At 38.2% G+C, this 16,461-nt stretch carries 14 protein-coding genes, 1 other RNA gene and 2 pseudogenes; all 17 read right to left on the bottom strand.

What is annotated here, in order from left to right; all coding sequences use genetic code 11:
• Positions 1-105: 105 nt before the first annotated feature.
• Positions 106-993 carry an LPXTG cell wall anchor domain-containing protein gene (locus I2F76_RS03985; RefSeq protein ID WP_195487274.1) on the bottom strand — a complete coding sequence of 296 codons (888 nt, stop codon included), beginning with the start codon at positions 991-993 and terminating at the stop codon, positions 106-108.
• 287 nt (positions 994-1,280) lie between these two features.
• On the bottom strand, positions 1,281-2,174 hold the full coding sequence (locus I2F76_RS03980; protein WP_195487273.1) for a hypothetical protein: 894 nt from the start codon (positions 2,172-2,174) through the stop codon (positions 1,281-1,283).
• Between the two features lie 106 nt (positions 2,175-2,280).
• A complete protein-coding gene (locus I2F76_RS03975; RefSeq protein ID WP_195487272.1) occupies positions 2,281-3,081 on the bottom strand; it encodes a hypothetical protein in 801 nt (266 codons plus the stop codon).
• Positions 3,082-3,097: 16 nt separating this feature from the next.
• Positions 3,098-4,003 carry a hypothetical protein gene (locus tag I2F76_RS03970; protein WP_195487271.1) on the bottom strand — a complete coding sequence of 302 codons (906 nt, stop codon included), beginning with the start codon at positions 4,001-4,003 and terminating at the stop codon, positions 3,098-3,100.
• A 184-nt stretch (positions 4,004-4,187) separates the two neighbouring features.
• A pseudogene (gene pgi / locus I2F76_RS03965) lies at positions 4,188-4,664 on the bottom strand (glucose-6-phosphate isomerase); the annotation flags it as partial.
• Between the two features lie 440 nt (positions 4,665-5,104).
• Positions 5,105-5,476: a PTS glucitol/sorbitol transporter subunit IIA gene (locus I2F76_RS03960; protein ID WP_008808177.1), complete on the bottom strand. Its 372-nt coding sequence runs from the start codon at positions 5,474-5,476 to the stop codon at positions 5,105-5,107.
• A gap of 98 nt (positions 5,477-5,574) precedes the next feature.
• Positions 5,575-6,555 carry a PTS glucitol/sorbitol transporter subunit IIB gene (locus I2F76_RS03955; RefSeq protein WP_020992831.1) on the bottom strand — a complete coding sequence of 327 codons (981 nt, stop codon included), beginning with the start codon at positions 6,553-6,555 and terminating at the stop codon, positions 5,575-5,577.
• Between the two features lie 16 nt (positions 6,556-6,571).
• The gene (locus I2F76_RS03950; protein ID WP_023024625.1) at positions 6,572-7,114 is read right to left on the bottom strand and encodes a PTS glucitol/sorbitol transporter subunit IIC; all 543 of its coding nucleotides are present in this window, start codon (positions 7,112-7,114) and stop codon (positions 6,572-6,574) included.
• Positions 7,111-7,608, bottom strand: coding sequence for a transcriptional regulator GutM (locus I2F76_RS03945; protein ID WP_001086645.1), 498 nt, complete (start codon positions 7,606-7,608; stop codon positions 7,111-7,113). Before I2F76_RS03945 ends, I2F76_RS03950 begins: the two co-directional genes overlap by 4 nt.
• Entirely contained in the window at positions 7,608-9,434 is a 1,827-nt protein-coding gene (locus tag I2F76_RS03940) for a BglG family transcription antiterminator (RefSeq protein WP_080713450.1), read from the bottom strand. Before I2F76_RS03940 ends, I2F76_RS03945 begins: the two co-directional genes overlap by 1 nt.
• 62 nt (positions 9,435-9,496) lie before the next feature.
• A complete protein-coding gene (locus tag I2F76_RS03935) occupies positions 9,497-10,297 on the bottom strand; it encodes an SDR family oxidoreductase (RefSeq protein WP_001000837.1) in 801 nt (266 codons plus the stop codon).
• Positions 10,298-10,483: 186 nt separating this feature from the next.
• Entirely contained in the window at positions 10,484-11,833 is a 1,350-nt protein-coding gene (locus I2F76_RS03930; RefSeq protein ID WP_008808173.1) for a glucose-6-phosphate isomerase, read from the bottom strand.
• A 485-nt stretch (positions 11,834-12,318) separates the two neighbouring features.
• Positions 12,319-12,414, bottom strand: an RNA gene (gene ffs, locus I2F76_RS03925) — signal recognition particle sRNA small type.
• Positions 12,415-12,452: 38 nt separating this feature from the next.
• Entirely contained in the window at positions 12,453-12,962 is a 510-nt protein-coding gene (gene tadA / locus I2F76_RS03920) for a tRNA adenosine(34) deaminase TadA (protein WP_003016809.1), read from the bottom strand.
• 302 nt (positions 12,963-13,264) lie between these two features.
• Positions 13,265-14,842 (bottom strand): annotated as a pseudogene (locus I2F76_RS03915) (ATP-binding cassette domain-containing protein).
• 64 nt (positions 14,843-14,906) lie between these two features.
• On the bottom strand, positions 14,907-15,503 hold the full coding sequence (locus tag I2F76_RS03910; RefSeq protein WP_229289656.1) for a radical SAM protein: 597 nt from the start codon (positions 15,501-15,503) through the stop codon (positions 14,907-14,909).
• A 118-nt stretch (positions 15,504-15,621) separates the two neighbouring features.
• Positions 15,622-16,266, bottom strand: a complete 645-nt coding sequence (locus I2F76_RS03905; RefSeq protein ID WP_003002091.1) for an HAD family hydrolase — start codon at positions 16,264-16,266, stop codon at positions 15,622-15,624.
• Between the last annotated feature and the right edge of the window lie 195 nt (positions 16,267-16,461).

Below are 16,461 nucleotides of genomic sequence, written 5' to 3'. Positions count from 1 at the left end.
TTTTATTCTTCTCTTCTACTATAACATAAAACCTATCAAGGACCAACTCCTGTCTGGATGGACTAAAAAAGATCGGAGGGATATCCGACCTTTTAGATGCTTATCTTAAAATTTCTTGCGAAGGGAGACAATAGCAAGCCCTGCAAGTGAGAGCAAGCCCAATGTTGCCAAAACGACACCTGTTTCTTGACCTGTTTTTGGCAATAAACGGCCAACGACAGATTTGCTTGAGTCGCTTGAATTTGAGGAAGAACTAGAAGAAGAGCTTGAGCTCGATGAAGAAGTTGAACTTGAGGAATTTGAAGATGAGCTGTTTGAAGATGAGCTCGATGAGCTACTTGAGCTAGAAGACGAACTACTTGAGCTACTTGAACTAGAAGATGAGCTACTTGAGCTTGAAGATGGGCTTGTTGTACTTGGTGAAGTGGATCCTCCTGTCTCAGAACCGTTATAGCCTGCAATGAAATTACGATAAATTGGGTTTGAACTTGCAAGTGAATCCACCATCAAGCGTCCTGACCCATCGTAAGCAAGGGACACTGTTACTTCCCCTTCTCCATTATCCAACTGTTTAAAGCGACCATCATCTTTTGTGGTTTGACGAATGTAGAGTTTAACAGTTCCAGAATTCAGTCCAGAGAGATCCACATCATCAAATTCGATCGTCCCATCTGCTGTATTTTGCCCTTTAGCAACGGTCTCTTCTTCGCCACCTTCAGATTTGTAAATCAATGCAAATTGGTAGGCTCCTGCATCATGCGCACTTTCTTTCTTGCCTTCACGCGCTCCCACTACATCGACACGACCTGTTTTCAATTTCAAAGAAAGCTGATTCGATTCGAAACCTTCATATGTTGGTTTTTGAACAAGGTCTAGCTGACCATTTCTGTACTCATAAACCGCAGCTTTTGTATTCGCAGATACTGGGTGAGCAATAGCCATTCCACCAAGCATAGATGAAAGCAACAAGAATTTAGCCAAGTTCTTTTTCATAATTTTCATTCCTTTTTCAATTATTTTTCATTCGTCTTTCATTTTATAATATGAAACAACAAATGACAACTTTTATATTCAAATAACTTTTTATATTAAAGGATTTGAGTATAAAATCCGTGCCTGTAGCTATTGTCTAGCTAGAAACCCTGTATCATCAGTATTTTAGAAATGAGTTTAGCAAATGATCAAGAATAATAACTAGTTAGTGTTTATATAATTGAATCTTAAGGGAAAAATTATGAAATTATTTTACAAGTAAAAAAACGACCTCTTGAGAGATCGTTTTATCCAGATGTTGCTACATTTTCAAGTCGGTATTCCCCTTGCTGATTCTTTTTAAATGATAAGGTTATTTTTCTTTGATCTGTTGTAAAGTATAGAATATATATATAACTATTTTCCCCTTCATACAGGTTGTTACTGTAACTATTCTTAGGAATTCCAAACTGACTTATAGCCTCCATTAACCCAATCCCTTCCTGGCCACTTTTAGGTAAATAAGAACGATATTCTTCTAAAGTTTTATTCGCCATGCCCGCTTGAGCTTTAGTCACTTCAAGATAGACACGCTCAACACGACTTTTTCCTTCAAACTCATTAATAACAATTTTGAAAAAACCCTGTTGGTCAGAAAGCTTATAATAAAAGGTTACTCGTTCTTTCCCCGAGGAATTATAATCAAGTAAACCTGCAAACGCCTTTCCATATTTCTCAATTACTTCTGAAGATGTTATCGTTGGCTTCTTTGTAGCATCCATTAACTCAAAGACTTCATCAACTGAAAAAACTCTTACTTGAGATGGATCAACCCACTCAGAATTTTCTTTTTTTAATATATATCCAATTTTTTTATTCTCACTTTTGCTTGCTTGAGTATTTGAAGGGCTGGTAGAAGATTTCTTATTTTGATATCTTTCCGAAGATCTTATGATCTTATTTACGGGTTTATGAACGACTGTTTTTTTATAATACCAGACTCCTATCAGAAAAAATACGAATACAACGATCACTGAAAAGAGTACTCGGATTATGTTACGTGAAATCCGAAATCCTATTTGTTTCTTTTGATCTTCAAAAATCGCCCCTTGAGGTCCTTCATCCGAAAATGCACTCGGAAAAGAGTACAGATTCCCATGATTCTTAGACCATTCACGTTGTACTTTTCTTCCTCTTGACATGTCGTACTCCTTACTTTATTGTCTTACTCTACTATAGCATTAAAAACTGTATCACAGTATATATCTTCCCCATTCTAGTCACCAAGTATTTCATGAAATGAATGTTCTATTTACTTTCCTCTTTTGTCGCCAAACAGTAATCTCCGTTTTCTTGTTTATAGAATGTTAGCTTATATGTTTTTTTATATGACATTTTTTTAAATTCAATTACCATTTTCGTTTTATTTTCATGAGTAATTTTATCTTGGTCTGCCGACATCATGATAGAGCCTGAATGATTATTTTTCAGTACTTCTGAATATGAAACACCATCTTTCCCGTTTTCTGGATTCCCTACTTTCAGACCGTTGTATTGATCGGCAGGCATCTGATCTTTCTCTAAATTATTAGAATTTCTGGAATAATTAATGCTTTTAAGGTAATACCTTCCCTCTGCTTTCTCAAAATAAGCAAATATCATCTCATTAGAACTATTCTCATTAACGTTAGATTTATCAAGGTTTTGCCATATTAACTCAATTTTATCATCATGAATTAATGCCTCTTGAGCTTTTCCATATTTCTCTAAGAAATCATCAATCATGACACCTTGTTTAGGGTTTTCTCGACTCCCAAACTTCAATTCTAAAAACTGGGATATGTTCCAAGAAAAAGCAGAATCTTTTGGAGCTATAATCTTTTTAGATTGATCACGTATGGAGCGACTATTTTTTGTACGTGTTTTTAGCACAGGATAGGCTTTTTTAGTAATCATATTAACACCTTTAGAATAACCGATAGCCAGCCCTATAATCATTCCTAGCAAAATGTACCCAATAGAAGAAGCAATCCAAAAATTTTTTCCAACTCTTTTAAGTTTATCATTCCACCAACTATTATTTAATTTCATAAGTCGATTTATTTTCATTTTTCATTAATCTCCCTTAGAAGCGTTTCGATCCAATGTAAAGAAATTCTCCATCGGGCTGCGCCACAAATAGAAGTGTTTTATAATCACCATCTACTTGATAGGTTACATTCGCAAGCACTCTATTAGATTTATATTCTTCTCCTTCACTTGTTATTTTTTTCTCTGTCTCTATTTCAACGGATGCCCGATGTTTTTTCAAGATTTCTGACAATGGAGTCCCGCCTTTTCCAGTGTTTTTGTCTCCTTTCATCAGATTTTGATACTCTTCTGTCGTCAAACGAAATTCATATGCACTATCGTCACTATTTTCTTTTTGTTCTTTAGATGTCTTTTTGGAAGACAAGCCATATAAGTCTCGAATGGATACACTCTTTAAATAATAGTTATTATTATATTTTTCAAATTCAAAACTTAAGTCTTGCTGGTTTGAACCGATCAAATTAGTCCAACTTAGACTTAATCCATCTTGATTATATCTAGCATATGAAGCTAAACCATAGTTTTCTACAATCTGATCTGCTGTTAATCCAAGTTTAGATGAATTATTATAACTTAACAAACCTAAATCCTTAAGTGCCCATAAAAAGATGACGTCGTCTTTTTTGGATACGAAACCAGTTTTTGTTTTTTTCGCCTCCTTTTTCACTCGATTTAAGAGTTCGAAACGTTGGGATTCTTTGGCTGTCTGAGCAGACTTCCCCCATGCATAACCAGCAATTTTACCAAATAATAAACTAACCACTCCGGATAAGATGATGACTAAAGCCAACATTGATAATAAAATTATTTTTTTCCAATTACGTTTGGATCGCATTTCAACAGTTCTCTCTAACTGATCTTTTTGAAGTTCATTGGGAAAAGATTCCTTTTTTTGCTCCTCTGCCGGCACTGCAAAAGACTGTTTATCTTCTCTTGTCATACTCTCTCCTTTTTGATTCTCTTTGTCCCATTTGACGATCACAGTGAGTGAAAATCATTTGATAAACAAAGTATAAAAATGCTCCTTCTACTATATCATAAATCACCTGAAGGCGCCAATTCATCACTAAATGGGGAAATAGACACAAAAAAACGACCTCTGGCGAGATCGTTTTGTCTATTGATTAAAGACGAGCGTTGAGTTCTGCTCCAAGTTCTTCAAATCCTGGTTTACCAAGAAGGGCAAACATATTTTTCTTGTAGGCTTCAACACCTGGTTGGTCAAATGGGTTGATCGCGTTCAAGTAACCTGAAAGGGCGATGGCCAATTCGAAGAAGTAGATGGCATAACCAAGAGTGAAGGCATCTTGCTCAGGAAGAGTTACGTACATGTTTGGTACATCACCGTCTGTGTGGGCAAGAAGAACACCGTCAGTTGCTTTTTTGTTTACAAAGTCAACGTCTTTCCCTTGAAGGTAACCAAGTCCATCAAGGTCTTCTTCCAATGTAGGGATGATCACGTTCTTACGTGGTTTGTCCACACGGACAACTGTTTCAAACATGATACGAGTTCCTTCTTGGATAAATTGACCCAATGAGTGCAAGTCTGTTGAGAAGTTTGCTGAAGTTGGGTAAATACCTTTTTGGTCTTTTCCTTCTGTTCAGGCACACCTTATGGATGCATCTGCTGGAAATTCCCTTGCACTGGCTGGCTAGTTTGATTGACTTCAAGCTCTTTGCGCTTGACCTTGACCGTCTTTTTCTGGCATGCTTTTATCCTTATAAATTTTGTTGATTTGTCATATTGCGAAAACATTGAAAAACAATGACAAATTTTACAATATTAAAACATAAATTATTTTCCCTATCAAAAAGGGAGTGGGAAAGAACTTCAAACAAGTTAAAAAGTTCATCTTCCCACCCCCGCACAGTTGATCAGGCAATCTTTGGGGCTTAAAAAGCGAAGGAAGATGCCAATCAACCACCGCGTCATCTATTTTTTCTAATTTAGACCCAGAAGCCTGGACTTTTTGTCCAAGCTCTGAATCAATTTTTTTGACTTTTATGTTTCTAAATTGCTTGATTTTAAATTTTGTTATGGTCAAGCAGTTTCGAAAATCTGAATGGTAGAGTCCTTTTCAATTACTACTGCTTGGTCTGCTGCAACATGGAGAGTGCCCGGCAGGCTGCCCTCTTTTGAACCATCAAAAGAAATCGTGATATGGCCCAGTCCAGTTAAATTTTTTTCTACTACATTTCCTACGGCAGTAATCGAATATTCCTGACTATCTACCACCAGCTTTCCACCTTCTAGTATTGCACCTAGAAGATTTTTGTTATCGATTTTAAAACAATACTCTGCTAAGTCTTCCGGAGCTTCTTCTCCAAACAAAATGAGCATATTGGCATCTTGAATCATATTCTGAGCTTCAGGCCCCACTTGAATTACTTTAGCTTCAAAAATTTTCTTCATCTAATTCCTATTCATCCTTTCTCAAATCTGTCATAAACTTATGCTTATAGATAAGTTTAACATAATAGTTGCTATGTTTACGTGCATCTATCAAAGGTTTACTGATAAAGGCCAATACTAGCTATCCAAGCTACTAGCACCCGCGGAACACCATTGAGAAAGCGTGAATAAAGCACAGAAGGGACACCAACCTCAACTGTTTCAGCCTTGGCTTCAGATAGACCGAGTGCTACAGGAATGAAATCACAACCGTTTTGAGTGTTGATAGCAAATATAGCTGGCAGAGCCATTTGGGGCGGAATATTCCCTTTGCCGATTTCAACTCCAATTAAGGTTCCAATAATCTGACTGATAACAGCTCCGGGGCCTAACAAAGGAGATAGGAATGGCAAGGAACAGATAAAGCCAATCAAAATGAGTCCCCAGATGTTCCCAGCTAGGGGAACCATTAATTTTGCCAGCCAATTTCCAACACCTGAACCTTGAATAACCCCAATCAGCAAGGAAACAAAGGCCATGAAAGGAATGATCGTGTTGAGCATTGTTTGGATGGCTTCACGAGCAGCCTGGTTGAAAGTCGCAACGACCTTCCCAGCGCCCATCCCAATTCTTGCTACAATACTTGTTTCAGCTTTTTGCTCTGTAATTTTTTTACTAGTATCGTAAGTTGGCTTTTCTGTTACCACAGTTGTCGCTTTTTCGTCTTCATTAGCAGCAGAAATTTGATTAAGGCCAACTGCTGACACATAGATTTCCTCGGTTATATATTGAGCTAGAGGCCCACTTTTCCCTGTAGCGACAATATTTATTGTAGGGATCCCCTTTTTAGGATAAATACCACAGCGAAGAGTACCGCCACAATCCACGATTGCTAAAGCAATTTCCTCATCTGGGATAGAAGTTTTAAACCCATTAACAGCTTCCATACCGGTCAAATCAGCAATTTTATCCACAATATCTGGCTTTTCTCCTCCGCCAGTGATATAGATGAATTTATGCTTAGCTTCACTAGGTGTAATGACCAAAGGTCCTCCGAAACCGCCATTTCCTTTAACAACTTTTATACTCTTATATGACATAATTTCACTCTTTCTATCAATCAAATGTTTTACTCAAGGTAACACCTTGCTGTTTTGCTACATAAGCAGTTGTAAAATCGGTCACCCAACCGCCTACAAAGTTCATGACAAGCCCAACAAGCATGTAACGAATGGCTAAGTCCATTTGACTTAAACCTAAAGTTTGAATTCCTGTTGCAATTCCCATCCATACAAACAATTCCCCAGGATTGATATGCGGAAATACACCATTTGAAGTATGGCAGAACTGCATCTGAGCTGCTACAAAACTAGGTTTATAATATTCTGGTAAGAAACGTCCCATACTGATTGCCATCGGATTCCCCAGCATAAAGGCTGAAATGAAAGGTAAAATCATATACCGGCTAACAGGATTTTTAGCAGAAATCTTAGCCAGGGAATTGACCTTCTCTTCTCCCAAGAAAGCGATAAGGGTATTCATTGCAATCAATAGCATTAAGACAAGTGGTACAATATTTGTCATCCAGCTAATAAAGGTTTCTCCACCTAATTGGAAGAGTTTCATAAAACTCTCTGCAAAATTTGTAATGTGATTCATAAGGAACTCCCTTTCTTATTTTTTTTAAATAACTGTTTAATAGATAATTGTAAGTAATTCGCATAAAAGCCGAATCCCAGAAAAGAATCAGATGAACTTGTCTCTTTCTCAATACCTGCCTCATGCCAAAGATAGACTTTTCTAGCATCTTCTATGGCTGATTGCATCAACTTATTTTCTTTTCTCACAAGAGGATTATACTTGTCAAAATAATGGATGTCTTCTCCAACATAATCGTCCATATTTTGAAAACGTGCTAAGATTGTGACTCCTTGCATTTTGCTAGCTTTAAGAACCCGACCGTTTTCATCAACCGCGAACATGACAATCGTACCGGATTTGATTCTTCCGGACTTCCTGCCAATCGCTACGCGCCCCAGTCTTCGGAGCATCGTATAGGTCTTATTGAAGTCTTTGAGTTGCTGCCAGCCGAGGAACATTTGAAATATATAAGCTGCCATGACAAATACAGCGAAAATTATTAGCGAATTCATTAAAATACTCCTTTGCTCTTAGAAAATGATAGAAACTCTGTCTCTGTTTCTACAGCCCTCAATGCTTCTTTTAGAGAAGGCTCTCCTGCAATTCGAAAAATGTCGTCATACAATTCCAGCAATTCACTCTCCATTTTGCTTTCAATTTCTGAGGGAATGGCGACTAGAAAGATAAATTCAATCCAATCATCTCCTTTTTGATAAGGCTCTTCTAGCTTTCCAAACATTAAAATAGTCTTTGCATAACCCTGGTTAATTGTATGGGGGAAGGCAATTCCTCCACCAAAAATGGTTGATTGTTTTTTCTCCCTATCAATTATCCGATTTCTAAAACCTTCATCAATCATCTGAAGTTTCTCTAACTCTGCAACCATATTTAGCAAGTATTGCTGATAGGTTTTTTGGGGACTCAACCGAAGAAAACGTAAGCTGACTGTTTCTAGATTTTTTTGATGAAAAGCATTGACCCTCTGCCATTCTTCCTGCAGCCATTGATCATCAAAAAGATGATTAACTTGAATGACTGGAGATTTAGAATCTTTATATTTTAGAGGAACTGTCGTAAAAATCGCGAAATAGTCCTGATTCAAATCCAGATTAAAATCTTCTTCAGAATACTGAGTAATGTCTACATCATTTCCAAGGATTCGTCTGAGTTGCTGAATAATCATCGCAGCAGTTCCTCTTCCTGTTGTGCAAACTACAGCTATCTGCTTGCGAGAACCATTTACAACAGAGTTTTGCTTTCTTAAAATCATTTCAAAATACAAAGCCAGATATCCGATTTCAGATAATTCCAATTCAGAACCAAAAATTGCAGATAGTTCTTCTCCAGCAATTTTCGCCATTTCAAAAGCAAAAGGATATTGAGTTTGAACCTCGCCATGGAATATATCATTAGCTTGCACATGGAAAATCAGTCGATTGATTAAGGGGCCTAGATGAGACTTGATTTCTTCAAATAATTCTTCATCATCAAAGTTAACCAACATTGTTTCTTTGACTTTCTTGACAATCCCTTGAAAAATGTTTGCAAGCTGTTCAGATTGATAAGACGGCTTGCTTAAAGTGTCAATAAAACGGATATTAAACGGAAAACACAAAAAGTCTATTTCAAACTGACTGAGGGAAATCTTATAAGTCATCTCAATATGATAGATTAATTTTTCAACCAAAGGTGTCTCTGTTAAATCATTCCTATAGTAAGGAATAGGGCAACTCAACACCCTAGATGCATGAATACGCTCCACCATAATTGAAATTGTCTTTCGAAGGAGTTCCTTTGTTTCTTTCGGGATTTTATACTCCTGGAGTAGCGTCTCCAGAAAAGAAGATGTTGCCTCGGTGAGTGTCTTTCCTTCAAAGTAAGGGGCCACTTGGTGAATATAGAGCAAGCGCAAATTCAGCTCGGACCCCAAGACCTCCAGCCCACGGTTGGGCTTTCCTGAAATAGTGATAGAGTAACTCTCTGCCAAAGATTTTACTTGTTTTAAATCCTTATTAAGGGTACTTCTACTAACACCTGCTTCCTCAGCCAAGTCGTCAATAAGAAGAGGGGAGGTTGACTTAATTAAACGTTTTAGTAAATAGGCAATTCTTTTACTGGAAGAATTGAAGTCACTCTCCCGTTTTAAACTACCAGATAAAATCCCTTCCAACTCAGTATAGTCATACACCTCTAACATTAACTTATCATCTTGTGAGATAATCTGGATACTCGGAGCCAAAACATCATTTAATTGTTGGATACTCTTTTGCAAGGTTTGCATACTAATATCCAGCTCTGAGCGCATATCTACTAAGGAATAAGTTGGCTGTGAGACCATTTTTTCTAAAATGTTATACCATCGATTTACTATGGTCAACTCTCTTCCTCACCTTCATTTTTTTAACCGCGAGTTTTCCCTCCGGCAATATTTGTAGTGACTCCAGTTATATAGCTAGAACGGTCTGAAATATAGAATGCTACAAGGTCAGCTACTTCCCGTAGTTTACCACTTCGTCCCAAAGGAGTTGTTGAAGTTGAAGCATAACCAGCTCGAATATCTTCTACCGTCTTTCCACGGGTATAAGCAAGAGCTTCCTCATAAGAAAGAGTTCGAAGTCCCGTAGCTTCCATAATTCCTGGAGCAATTCCAACCACACGTACACCATGCTTACCCAGCTCTTTTGCCCATGAACGAGTGTAACTATAGACTGCTGCTTTTGTGGCAGCATAGGCACTTTGTCCTTCAGAACCTTCCAAGCCTGCTTCTGAAGCCATGTTCACAATTACACCTTTTCCATTTTTCACTAAAATACGTCCCACTGCCTGACTAACCAGATACAAACCTTTTTGATTAATCATCGTTACTTTTTCGAACGTCTCATCGTCCAATTCGTAAGGACCTTTAGGATTTTCTGCATCGATTAATAATCTAGGGATATTAATCCCTGCATTATTGACCACTGCATCAATATTGCCAAATCTTTCAACTATTTTGGCAACACCCTCTTCTACTTCAGAGCGAGAAGTTACATCAACTTTCACAAATAATAGATTTGGATGACGCAAATCGTTGTCGCTAAGATCGAAATTCGCTACATTGACACCTAATTCCAGCAATTCTTCAACGATTGCCTTACCGATCCCAGATGACGCGCCAGTCACAAGAACTGTTTTGCCTTTTATGTTTAACCAATCATTCATTTTGATACCTCTCAAATTTTATTTACAAGGCAATTATACAGCGCTTTCATAAAAGAATTAAGACACTCTTTTTTATACTGTTCAAAAAAATAATAAACTAATTATGAGGCTTGTAGTAAAAAATCCACAAGAAATGAACTTGTGGATCTCTTTTTATACTCTAAATGAACTCAAGGCATATAAGAATCAAAGGCGTGCATTCAACTCAGCACCCAGCTCTTCAAAGCCTGGTTTTCCAAGAAGGGCAAACATGTTTTTCTTATAAGCCTCAACTCCAGGCTGGTCAAATGGATTGATACCATTCAGGTAGCCAGAAAGAGCAATAGCCAACTCAAAGAAGTAAATAGTGTAGCCCAAAGTGAACTCATCTTGCTCAGGCAGTGTCACAAACATATTTGGAACTCCACCATCAGTGTGTGCTAACAGCACTCCATCTGTAGCTTTTTTATTGACAAAGTCAACATCTTTTCCTTGCAAGTAGCCAAGACCGTCCAAGTCTTCTGCCAATTCAGGAATCAGCACATTTTTGCGAGGTTTATCTACACGTACAACTGTTTCAAAGAGGATACGGGTACCTTCCTGGATAAATTGTCCCAGAGAGTGCAAGTCTGTTGAGAAGTTGGCTGAAGTTGGGTAAATCCCTTTTTGGTCTTTCCCTTCTGACTCACCAGCCAGTTGCTTCCACCACTCAGAGAAGTATTGCAGAGATGGTTCATAGTTAGCTAGAACTTCTGTCAGATAACCTTTACGGTACAAGATATTGCGTACAACTGCATATTGATATGCTTCATTTTCAGCCAACTTATCAGAAGCATAAGCCTTGCGAGCAGCATTTGCTCCTTCCATTAACTTGCTGATATCAGCCCCTGCAGCTGCGATTGGCAAGAGTCCCACTGCTGTCAATACTGTAAAACGACCACCTACACTATCAGGCACTACAAAAGTATCCCAGCCATTAGCATCTGCTTCAACCTTAACTGCACCTTTAGCGCGGTCTGTAGTTGCATAAATCCGTTTATTTGCTTCTTCCTGACCATACTTCTTAACCAAGAGTTCTTTGAAGACACGGAAAGCAATAGCAGGCTCTGTAGTCGTTCCTGACTTAGAAATAACGTTGACAGAGAAATCTTTGTCTGATACATAGTCTACCAAATCAGCCAAATAGCTTGAAGAAATAGAATTTCCAGCATAGAGGATTTGAGGTGCCTTGCGTTCTTCCTTGCTTTGTAGATTTACAAAAGAATTATTCAAGAAATCAATAGCTGCACGAGCTCCTAAATAGGAACCACCAATACCGATTACGATCAATACCTCACTATCAGATTGGATTTTAGCAGCAGCCTTTTGAATACGAGCAAATTCATCTTTGTCATATTCTTCAGGCAAGTTCAACCAACCAGTCATTTCTGCCCCAGGACCTGTACCATTTCGCAGAGCAGAATCTGCAGCAGTCACTTGAGGCTGCATATAATCTAGTTCATGTGGTGCTACAAATTTATCTAACACCTTTGAGTAGTCAAATTTAATATGTGACATGTTTATCCTCCAATTGTTCTTTTCTTTTATGATAACGCTTTAAGAAAAAATAAGCAAGTGCTTTCACTATTTTAAAACGTTTACATTTTATATTCTATACTATTTTTCTAAATAAGCTAACCTTAGGACATAACCGAGAGCACTCGTTTGCGTAAGTCAACAAATTTTAGGCCTATTGAGAAGAACAATTTTGATTGACAAGAAAACAAATACGCTTCTTAAGATTGGATGTCAGCTGAATTCATTTCAGGTCCGTTCAAACTAGATTCGCTGCTCCAATATTCATCTGCACCTTTTAGGCTTGATTCATTATACTTCGGAACCTAGTTCTCACTTTGTTCGAACTGCGTCAATGCACCTAAGTTCATCCGCGTCCGTTGGACTTGATTCACTAAGGGCTATCATAGGTTTACAGCTTTTTCCCTAACGGGAAAAACTGCATCCATTGCTCTAGGATTCGTCTGCGTCCCTTGGACTTGACGCATCAAGAGCAATAGAAAAGAGCACACAGTTCACTTCGCTTAGGGCTGCTGGATTCCTCCCCTGACCCGCTTCACGCAGAACTGTTGCTCCGATAGGTATTATATCATAATTTGTTCGATTTGCAAAGGTCCGGTTTTTATTCTTGTGTTTCGGCCTTGGCTGCGAGTTTGGCTTGTTTTTTTCGTTCTCGACCTTGGCGGAAGAAGGTCTGCATGATGGCTGCACATTCTGCTTCCAAGATTCCTGTTTCTACTTCGACTCGGTGATTGAGGCGTTCATCTGCCAAAATGTCGTAGAGACTACCTGCTCCACCGAACTTCTGATTGGTCGCCCCGTAAATCACCTGGGGAATCCGAGCTAGACCAATGGCACCACTACACATGACACAGGGCTCAATCGTGACAAAAAGCGTCGTATCCAGCAGGCGCCAGCTATTTTCACGCTGATTGGCCTCCTCGATCGCCATGATTTCCGCATGCATGACCGCCCGCTGCAGCTCCTCACGCGCATTATGTCCACGCCCGATAATCTGACCATCCTTGACCAAGACACAGCCAATCGGTATTTCATCATTGGCGAGGGCAATCTCCGCCTCCTTCAGGGCTTCCCTCATAAACATCGCTTTTTCCTCTATCGTGTAGTCCATCTCTTCCTTCTTCCTTTTCGTTTCTTTGTTCATTATACCATAGGCAGCTTACGACTCACAAAAAAAGCCGCCGATTGGGCGACTCTTATGGGAGATTATTATGAAAAAGTTTAGGAGGTTTAAACAAAGTTAGGAGGTCTTTGTTTATGCTTCTAGTATAGCTGGCCTATCTTAAATAAAGCTTAAGTTCTCTGAGTATTGATGATTTTGGAAATATCACCACTTAGAATCTCAAAAATATCTGACAAATTGCTGGCTTACTACTATCCGCTTTGTCGCAGAACCAACTATTGTGGCATCGCTCATCCTTTACGTAACTCAAGGATTTGGTCATAGCGCTCTTCTTCATCAATATGATGGGCTATTTCTAGTACCGTGATCGGCAAAGAAAAGATTAGGTCTCTAACCAGACGACTATTTTTTTCGTCCAAAGCTGATGTCACTTCGTCCGCTAATAAAATATCCTTCTCGCGTAAGAGAAAACGAGCCAACTCTAATCTGACACGCTGACCTCATGAAATGTTTTCACCATTATTATGAATTTCTACATTCAAAATATCCTGAAATTCATCTATTAAGCCAACTCGGTCCAATACCTCCAATAATTCATGGTCCTGAAAAGGCTGACCAAAAGTTAGATTATAGCGGATAGTATCGTTAAACAGGAAGGGATGCTGGCTAATTAAACCGATATTCCCTTGGAAATGACTCGTTATTTGATTTCCATCATACTGAACGAAAATGTCACCCTCATCACATACTTCTTCTCCTAAAATCAAGCGAAAAAGAGTCGTCTTTCCAGACCCGCTCGGTCCTTTGATTAAGACCTTCTGACCTACTGAAATCGTCGCCGTCAAATCAGAAAAAAGCTGACGTTCAGCAAAACTTTTTGAAATATGATTTAAGCGCAACGATTCGAGATTTTCAACAAATTGATCCTTTGTCTCTTCGAAATCAGGTTCTTCCTCGATAATCTTAAACAGGCGGTTCGCAGTCGGCAAGGCACCTTGGAGATTGGCTGCACTGTACATCAGAGTTTGGATCGGTTCTACCAGCATCCCCGCAGCAACATACATAGAGATGAGGCTTGTAATAGAAATAGAATTTCCCTGTAAACTCAAATAAAAGCCTAAAGCAAGAGGAACAACCTGACTAAAAAAGACCATAAATCCATTAAAGAAAAAAATAATATTATGTGTGAAACAAAATCTTTGGATGGCTTTTTGATATTCTCCGTTTAAATCATTCACGCGCTCTTCATTCAGCCTCATGGCCTGATTAATCCGTAAGGTTTGGCTGCCTTGCATACTATCCGAGACAAGCCCATGTAATTTCGTTCTAAGCTTGGACCAGCTGTCTCCCGAATCTTGTAAACGACGATTCATGATGAACTGAGGAATAGGTCTCATAATCGTAAAAATGACAAAAATAAGTCCTAAGAGAAAATTTTGTGAAACAATATAAATGGCTGTAACAAGGGCGACAAATCCCCAACTCACCATAACATTTATATTTTCCAAATAATTATCGCCCACATATTCCATATCTTGAGTTAGCAGACTAACTTTTTCATCATTGGAAAATTTAGGATTCAATATGACTTTCTTAAATAAAAGGGCACGGACACTTTTGTTGATTTCTCTTCGGAATATATTGTGCGAATAGTTTGAAAACAGCATCAGACTATAAATAACAAGATAGACAGACAAACCAAATAAAACAAAATTGAGAATTTTTCCATAAGAAAGGCCGTTTTGATCTAACTTCAAGGCCTTCGTTAAAATCAGAGGTTGCGCCAACACCAAACCACTATTCACAATACGCCCTAAAAAAATAGGAAAAAGATACTTCTTATCAATGTACTTATAAATATTTCTCATAATTATCATCCATCAAAATAGAGGGCTAGCACAACCCTCTTCTCTAATTTATTTAAAATCGTGATTATTTACAATCACAATTATAGTTAAATACTCTAGGTTTAGCATTCATTTTGTCATCGAATTTGTTATTCTTAGTCAATAAATAACCATTCGTAGTGATTGCACTTTGATAATGAATCTGATATTTCTCACATAAATCTATAAAAACAGGAGACAACCGCTTGATAGTTTTATATCCCAACAGTGGTTCTCCTCCAAACCAGCCTACTGACAAATACTTATACTTCCCGGACTGAAGTTTTTCTTTCAAAAATTGGACAATGGCATCTTCTGTCTCTGTTGACATAGCAATATTTTCAAATTTTTCATAACAATACTTACACCGAAAATTACAATCTCCATGTGTCAAAATTGTTAGTTCCAATAATTCAGCATCTGTATCGCTTATTTTAGATAGATACTTTTCGACCTCATACTCACCCTCACTTAAATATTTATTTTTATCAAGATAAGCATGAAACTCTTTCCTAATCACATCATTGCTGTCGACTACTCTATTCAATTCATTCGTAAGAAAAAATGAATGATTGGTTTTAGTATTAAAATACAACGTACCATCATCAGTACTATATTTTAATATATATCGTGACAAATTCATATTATCACCTCTTAATCTGTGTGACTTAACCTACAGTAAGTATACACCGATAGAAATATTAAATAAAGCAATATTCAGCAGATTAGAAAAGTTCCAACTTTTAATATTTTGGAAAAGGTTATCCTATAAAAGCTGCAATTTCGCCAACTTCTTGAGCAATATAGGTGGCGCCGGCTTCTTCCAATTCTTCCCTGCTTCCAAAGCCATAAAGGACACCGATAGAATCAAGCTTTTGCGCTTGAGCGCCAAGCACATCGTGCTCCCTGTCTCCAATCATGATGGTATGCGCCAAATCTGTAATCCCATTTTGCTCCAAGGCATACTGGATAACATCGCTTTTTTTACTACGTTTTCTATCCATGGTCGCACCAGCGACAAAGTCAAAATAATCATACAAACCAAAGTGTTTGAGAATTTGAATGGAAAATTCTTCAGGCTTTGACGTAGCTACAATCAACTGTTTGCCAGCCTGCTTGAGAGAAGCCAGCAAGTCAGGAACGCCTAGATAGACCTCATTTTCATAAAGGCCTTTTTCGGAAAAATACTCATGATAGTAGTCAATGGCCTTTAAACATTCTTCCTTAGAAAATCCATAAAAGCGCTCAAAAGACTCCTGCAAGGGCGGACCGATGAAAACTCTCAATGCTTTCTTGTCTGGCACTTGAATCCCATATTTTCCTAAGGCATAGGCCACCGAGTTGGTAATCCCTAGTTCTGAATTGGTCAAGGTGCCGTCTAGGTCAAATAAAATCGTTTGATACATTTTTTCCTCTTTCTGCTTTCAAAAAGAGGCTGGGACAAAAGTCCTAGCCTCTCAATTGTCTTTGGATTGTCGAGCAAGACGCAGTGGTTGAGTGGGCTCTACTACGCTGATTTCATCAGCTTTTACAGCCCTACTCAACTGTGCGGAGGTGGGACGATGAAATCGAATTCTAACGAATGACCGATTTCTGTCCCA

The sequence above is a fragment of the Streptococcus parasanguinis genome (assembly GCF_015557775.1).
In the GTDB taxonomy this organism is placed as follows: Bacteria; Bacillota; Bacilli; order Lactobacillales; family Streptococcaceae; genus Streptococcus; species Streptococcus parasanguinis_AA.
The sequence above is the reverse complement of the archived record's forward strand: the minus strand, read 5'-3'. Positions and strand labels throughout refer to the sequence as shown.

Bases quoted from the DNA above. Each gene is read 5' to 3' on its own strand.
- I2F76_RS03985 (WP_195487274.1), bottom strand. From the start codon at position 993: ATGAAAAAGAACTTGGCTAAATTCTTGTTGCTTTCATCTATGCTTGGT.
- I2F76_RS03980 (WP_195487273.1), bottom strand. From the start codon at position 2,174: ATGTCAAGAGGAAGAAAAGTACAACGTGAATGGTCTAAGAATCATGGG.
- I2F76_RS03975 (WP_195487272.1), bottom strand. From the start codon at position 3,081: ATGAAAATAAATCGACTTATGAAATTAAATAATAGTTGGTGGAATGAT.
- I2F76_RS03970 (WP_195487271.1), bottom strand. From the start codon at position 4,003: ATGACAAGAGAAGATAAACAGTCTTTTGCAGTGCCGGCAGAGGAGCAA.
- I2F76_RS03960 (WP_008808177.1), bottom strand. From the start codon at position 5,476: ATGAAGAAAATTTTTGAAGCTAAAGTAATTCAAGTGGGGCCTGAAGCT.
- I2F76_RS03955 (WP_020992831.1), bottom strand. From the start codon at position 6,555: ATGTCATATAAGAGTATAAAAGTTGTTAAAGGAAATGGCGGTTTCGGA.
- I2F76_RS03950 (WP_023024625.1), bottom strand. From the start codon at position 7,114: ATGAATCACATTACAAATTTTGCAGAGAGTTTTATGAAACTCTTCCAA.
- I2F76_RS03945 (WP_001086645.1), bottom strand. From the start codon at position 7,608: ATGAATTCGCTAATAATTTTCGCTGTATTTGTCATGGCAGCTTATATA.
- I2F76_RS03940 (WP_080713450.1), bottom strand. From the start codon at position 9,434: ATGGTCTCACAGCCAACTTATTCCTTAGTAGATATGCGCTCAGAGCTG.
- I2F76_RS03935 (WP_001000837.1), bottom strand. From the start codon at position 10,297: ATGAATGATTGGTTAAACATAAAAGGCAAAACAGTTCTTGTGACTGGC.
- I2F76_RS03930 (WP_008808173.1), bottom strand. From the start codon at position 11,833: ATGTCACATATTAAATTTGACTACTCAAAGGTGTTAGATAAATTTGTA.
- tadA (WP_003016809.1), bottom strand. From the start codon at position 12,962: ATGGACTACACGATAGAGGAAAAAGCGATGTTTATGAGGGAAGCCCTG.
- I2F76_RS03910 (WP_229289656.1), bottom strand. From the start codon at position 15,503: ATGAATTTGTCACGATATATATTAAAATATAGTACTGATGATGGTACG.
- I2F76_RS03905 (WP_003002091.1), bottom strand. From the start codon at position 16,266: ATGTATCAAACGATTTTATTTGACCTAGACGGCACCTTGACCAATTCA.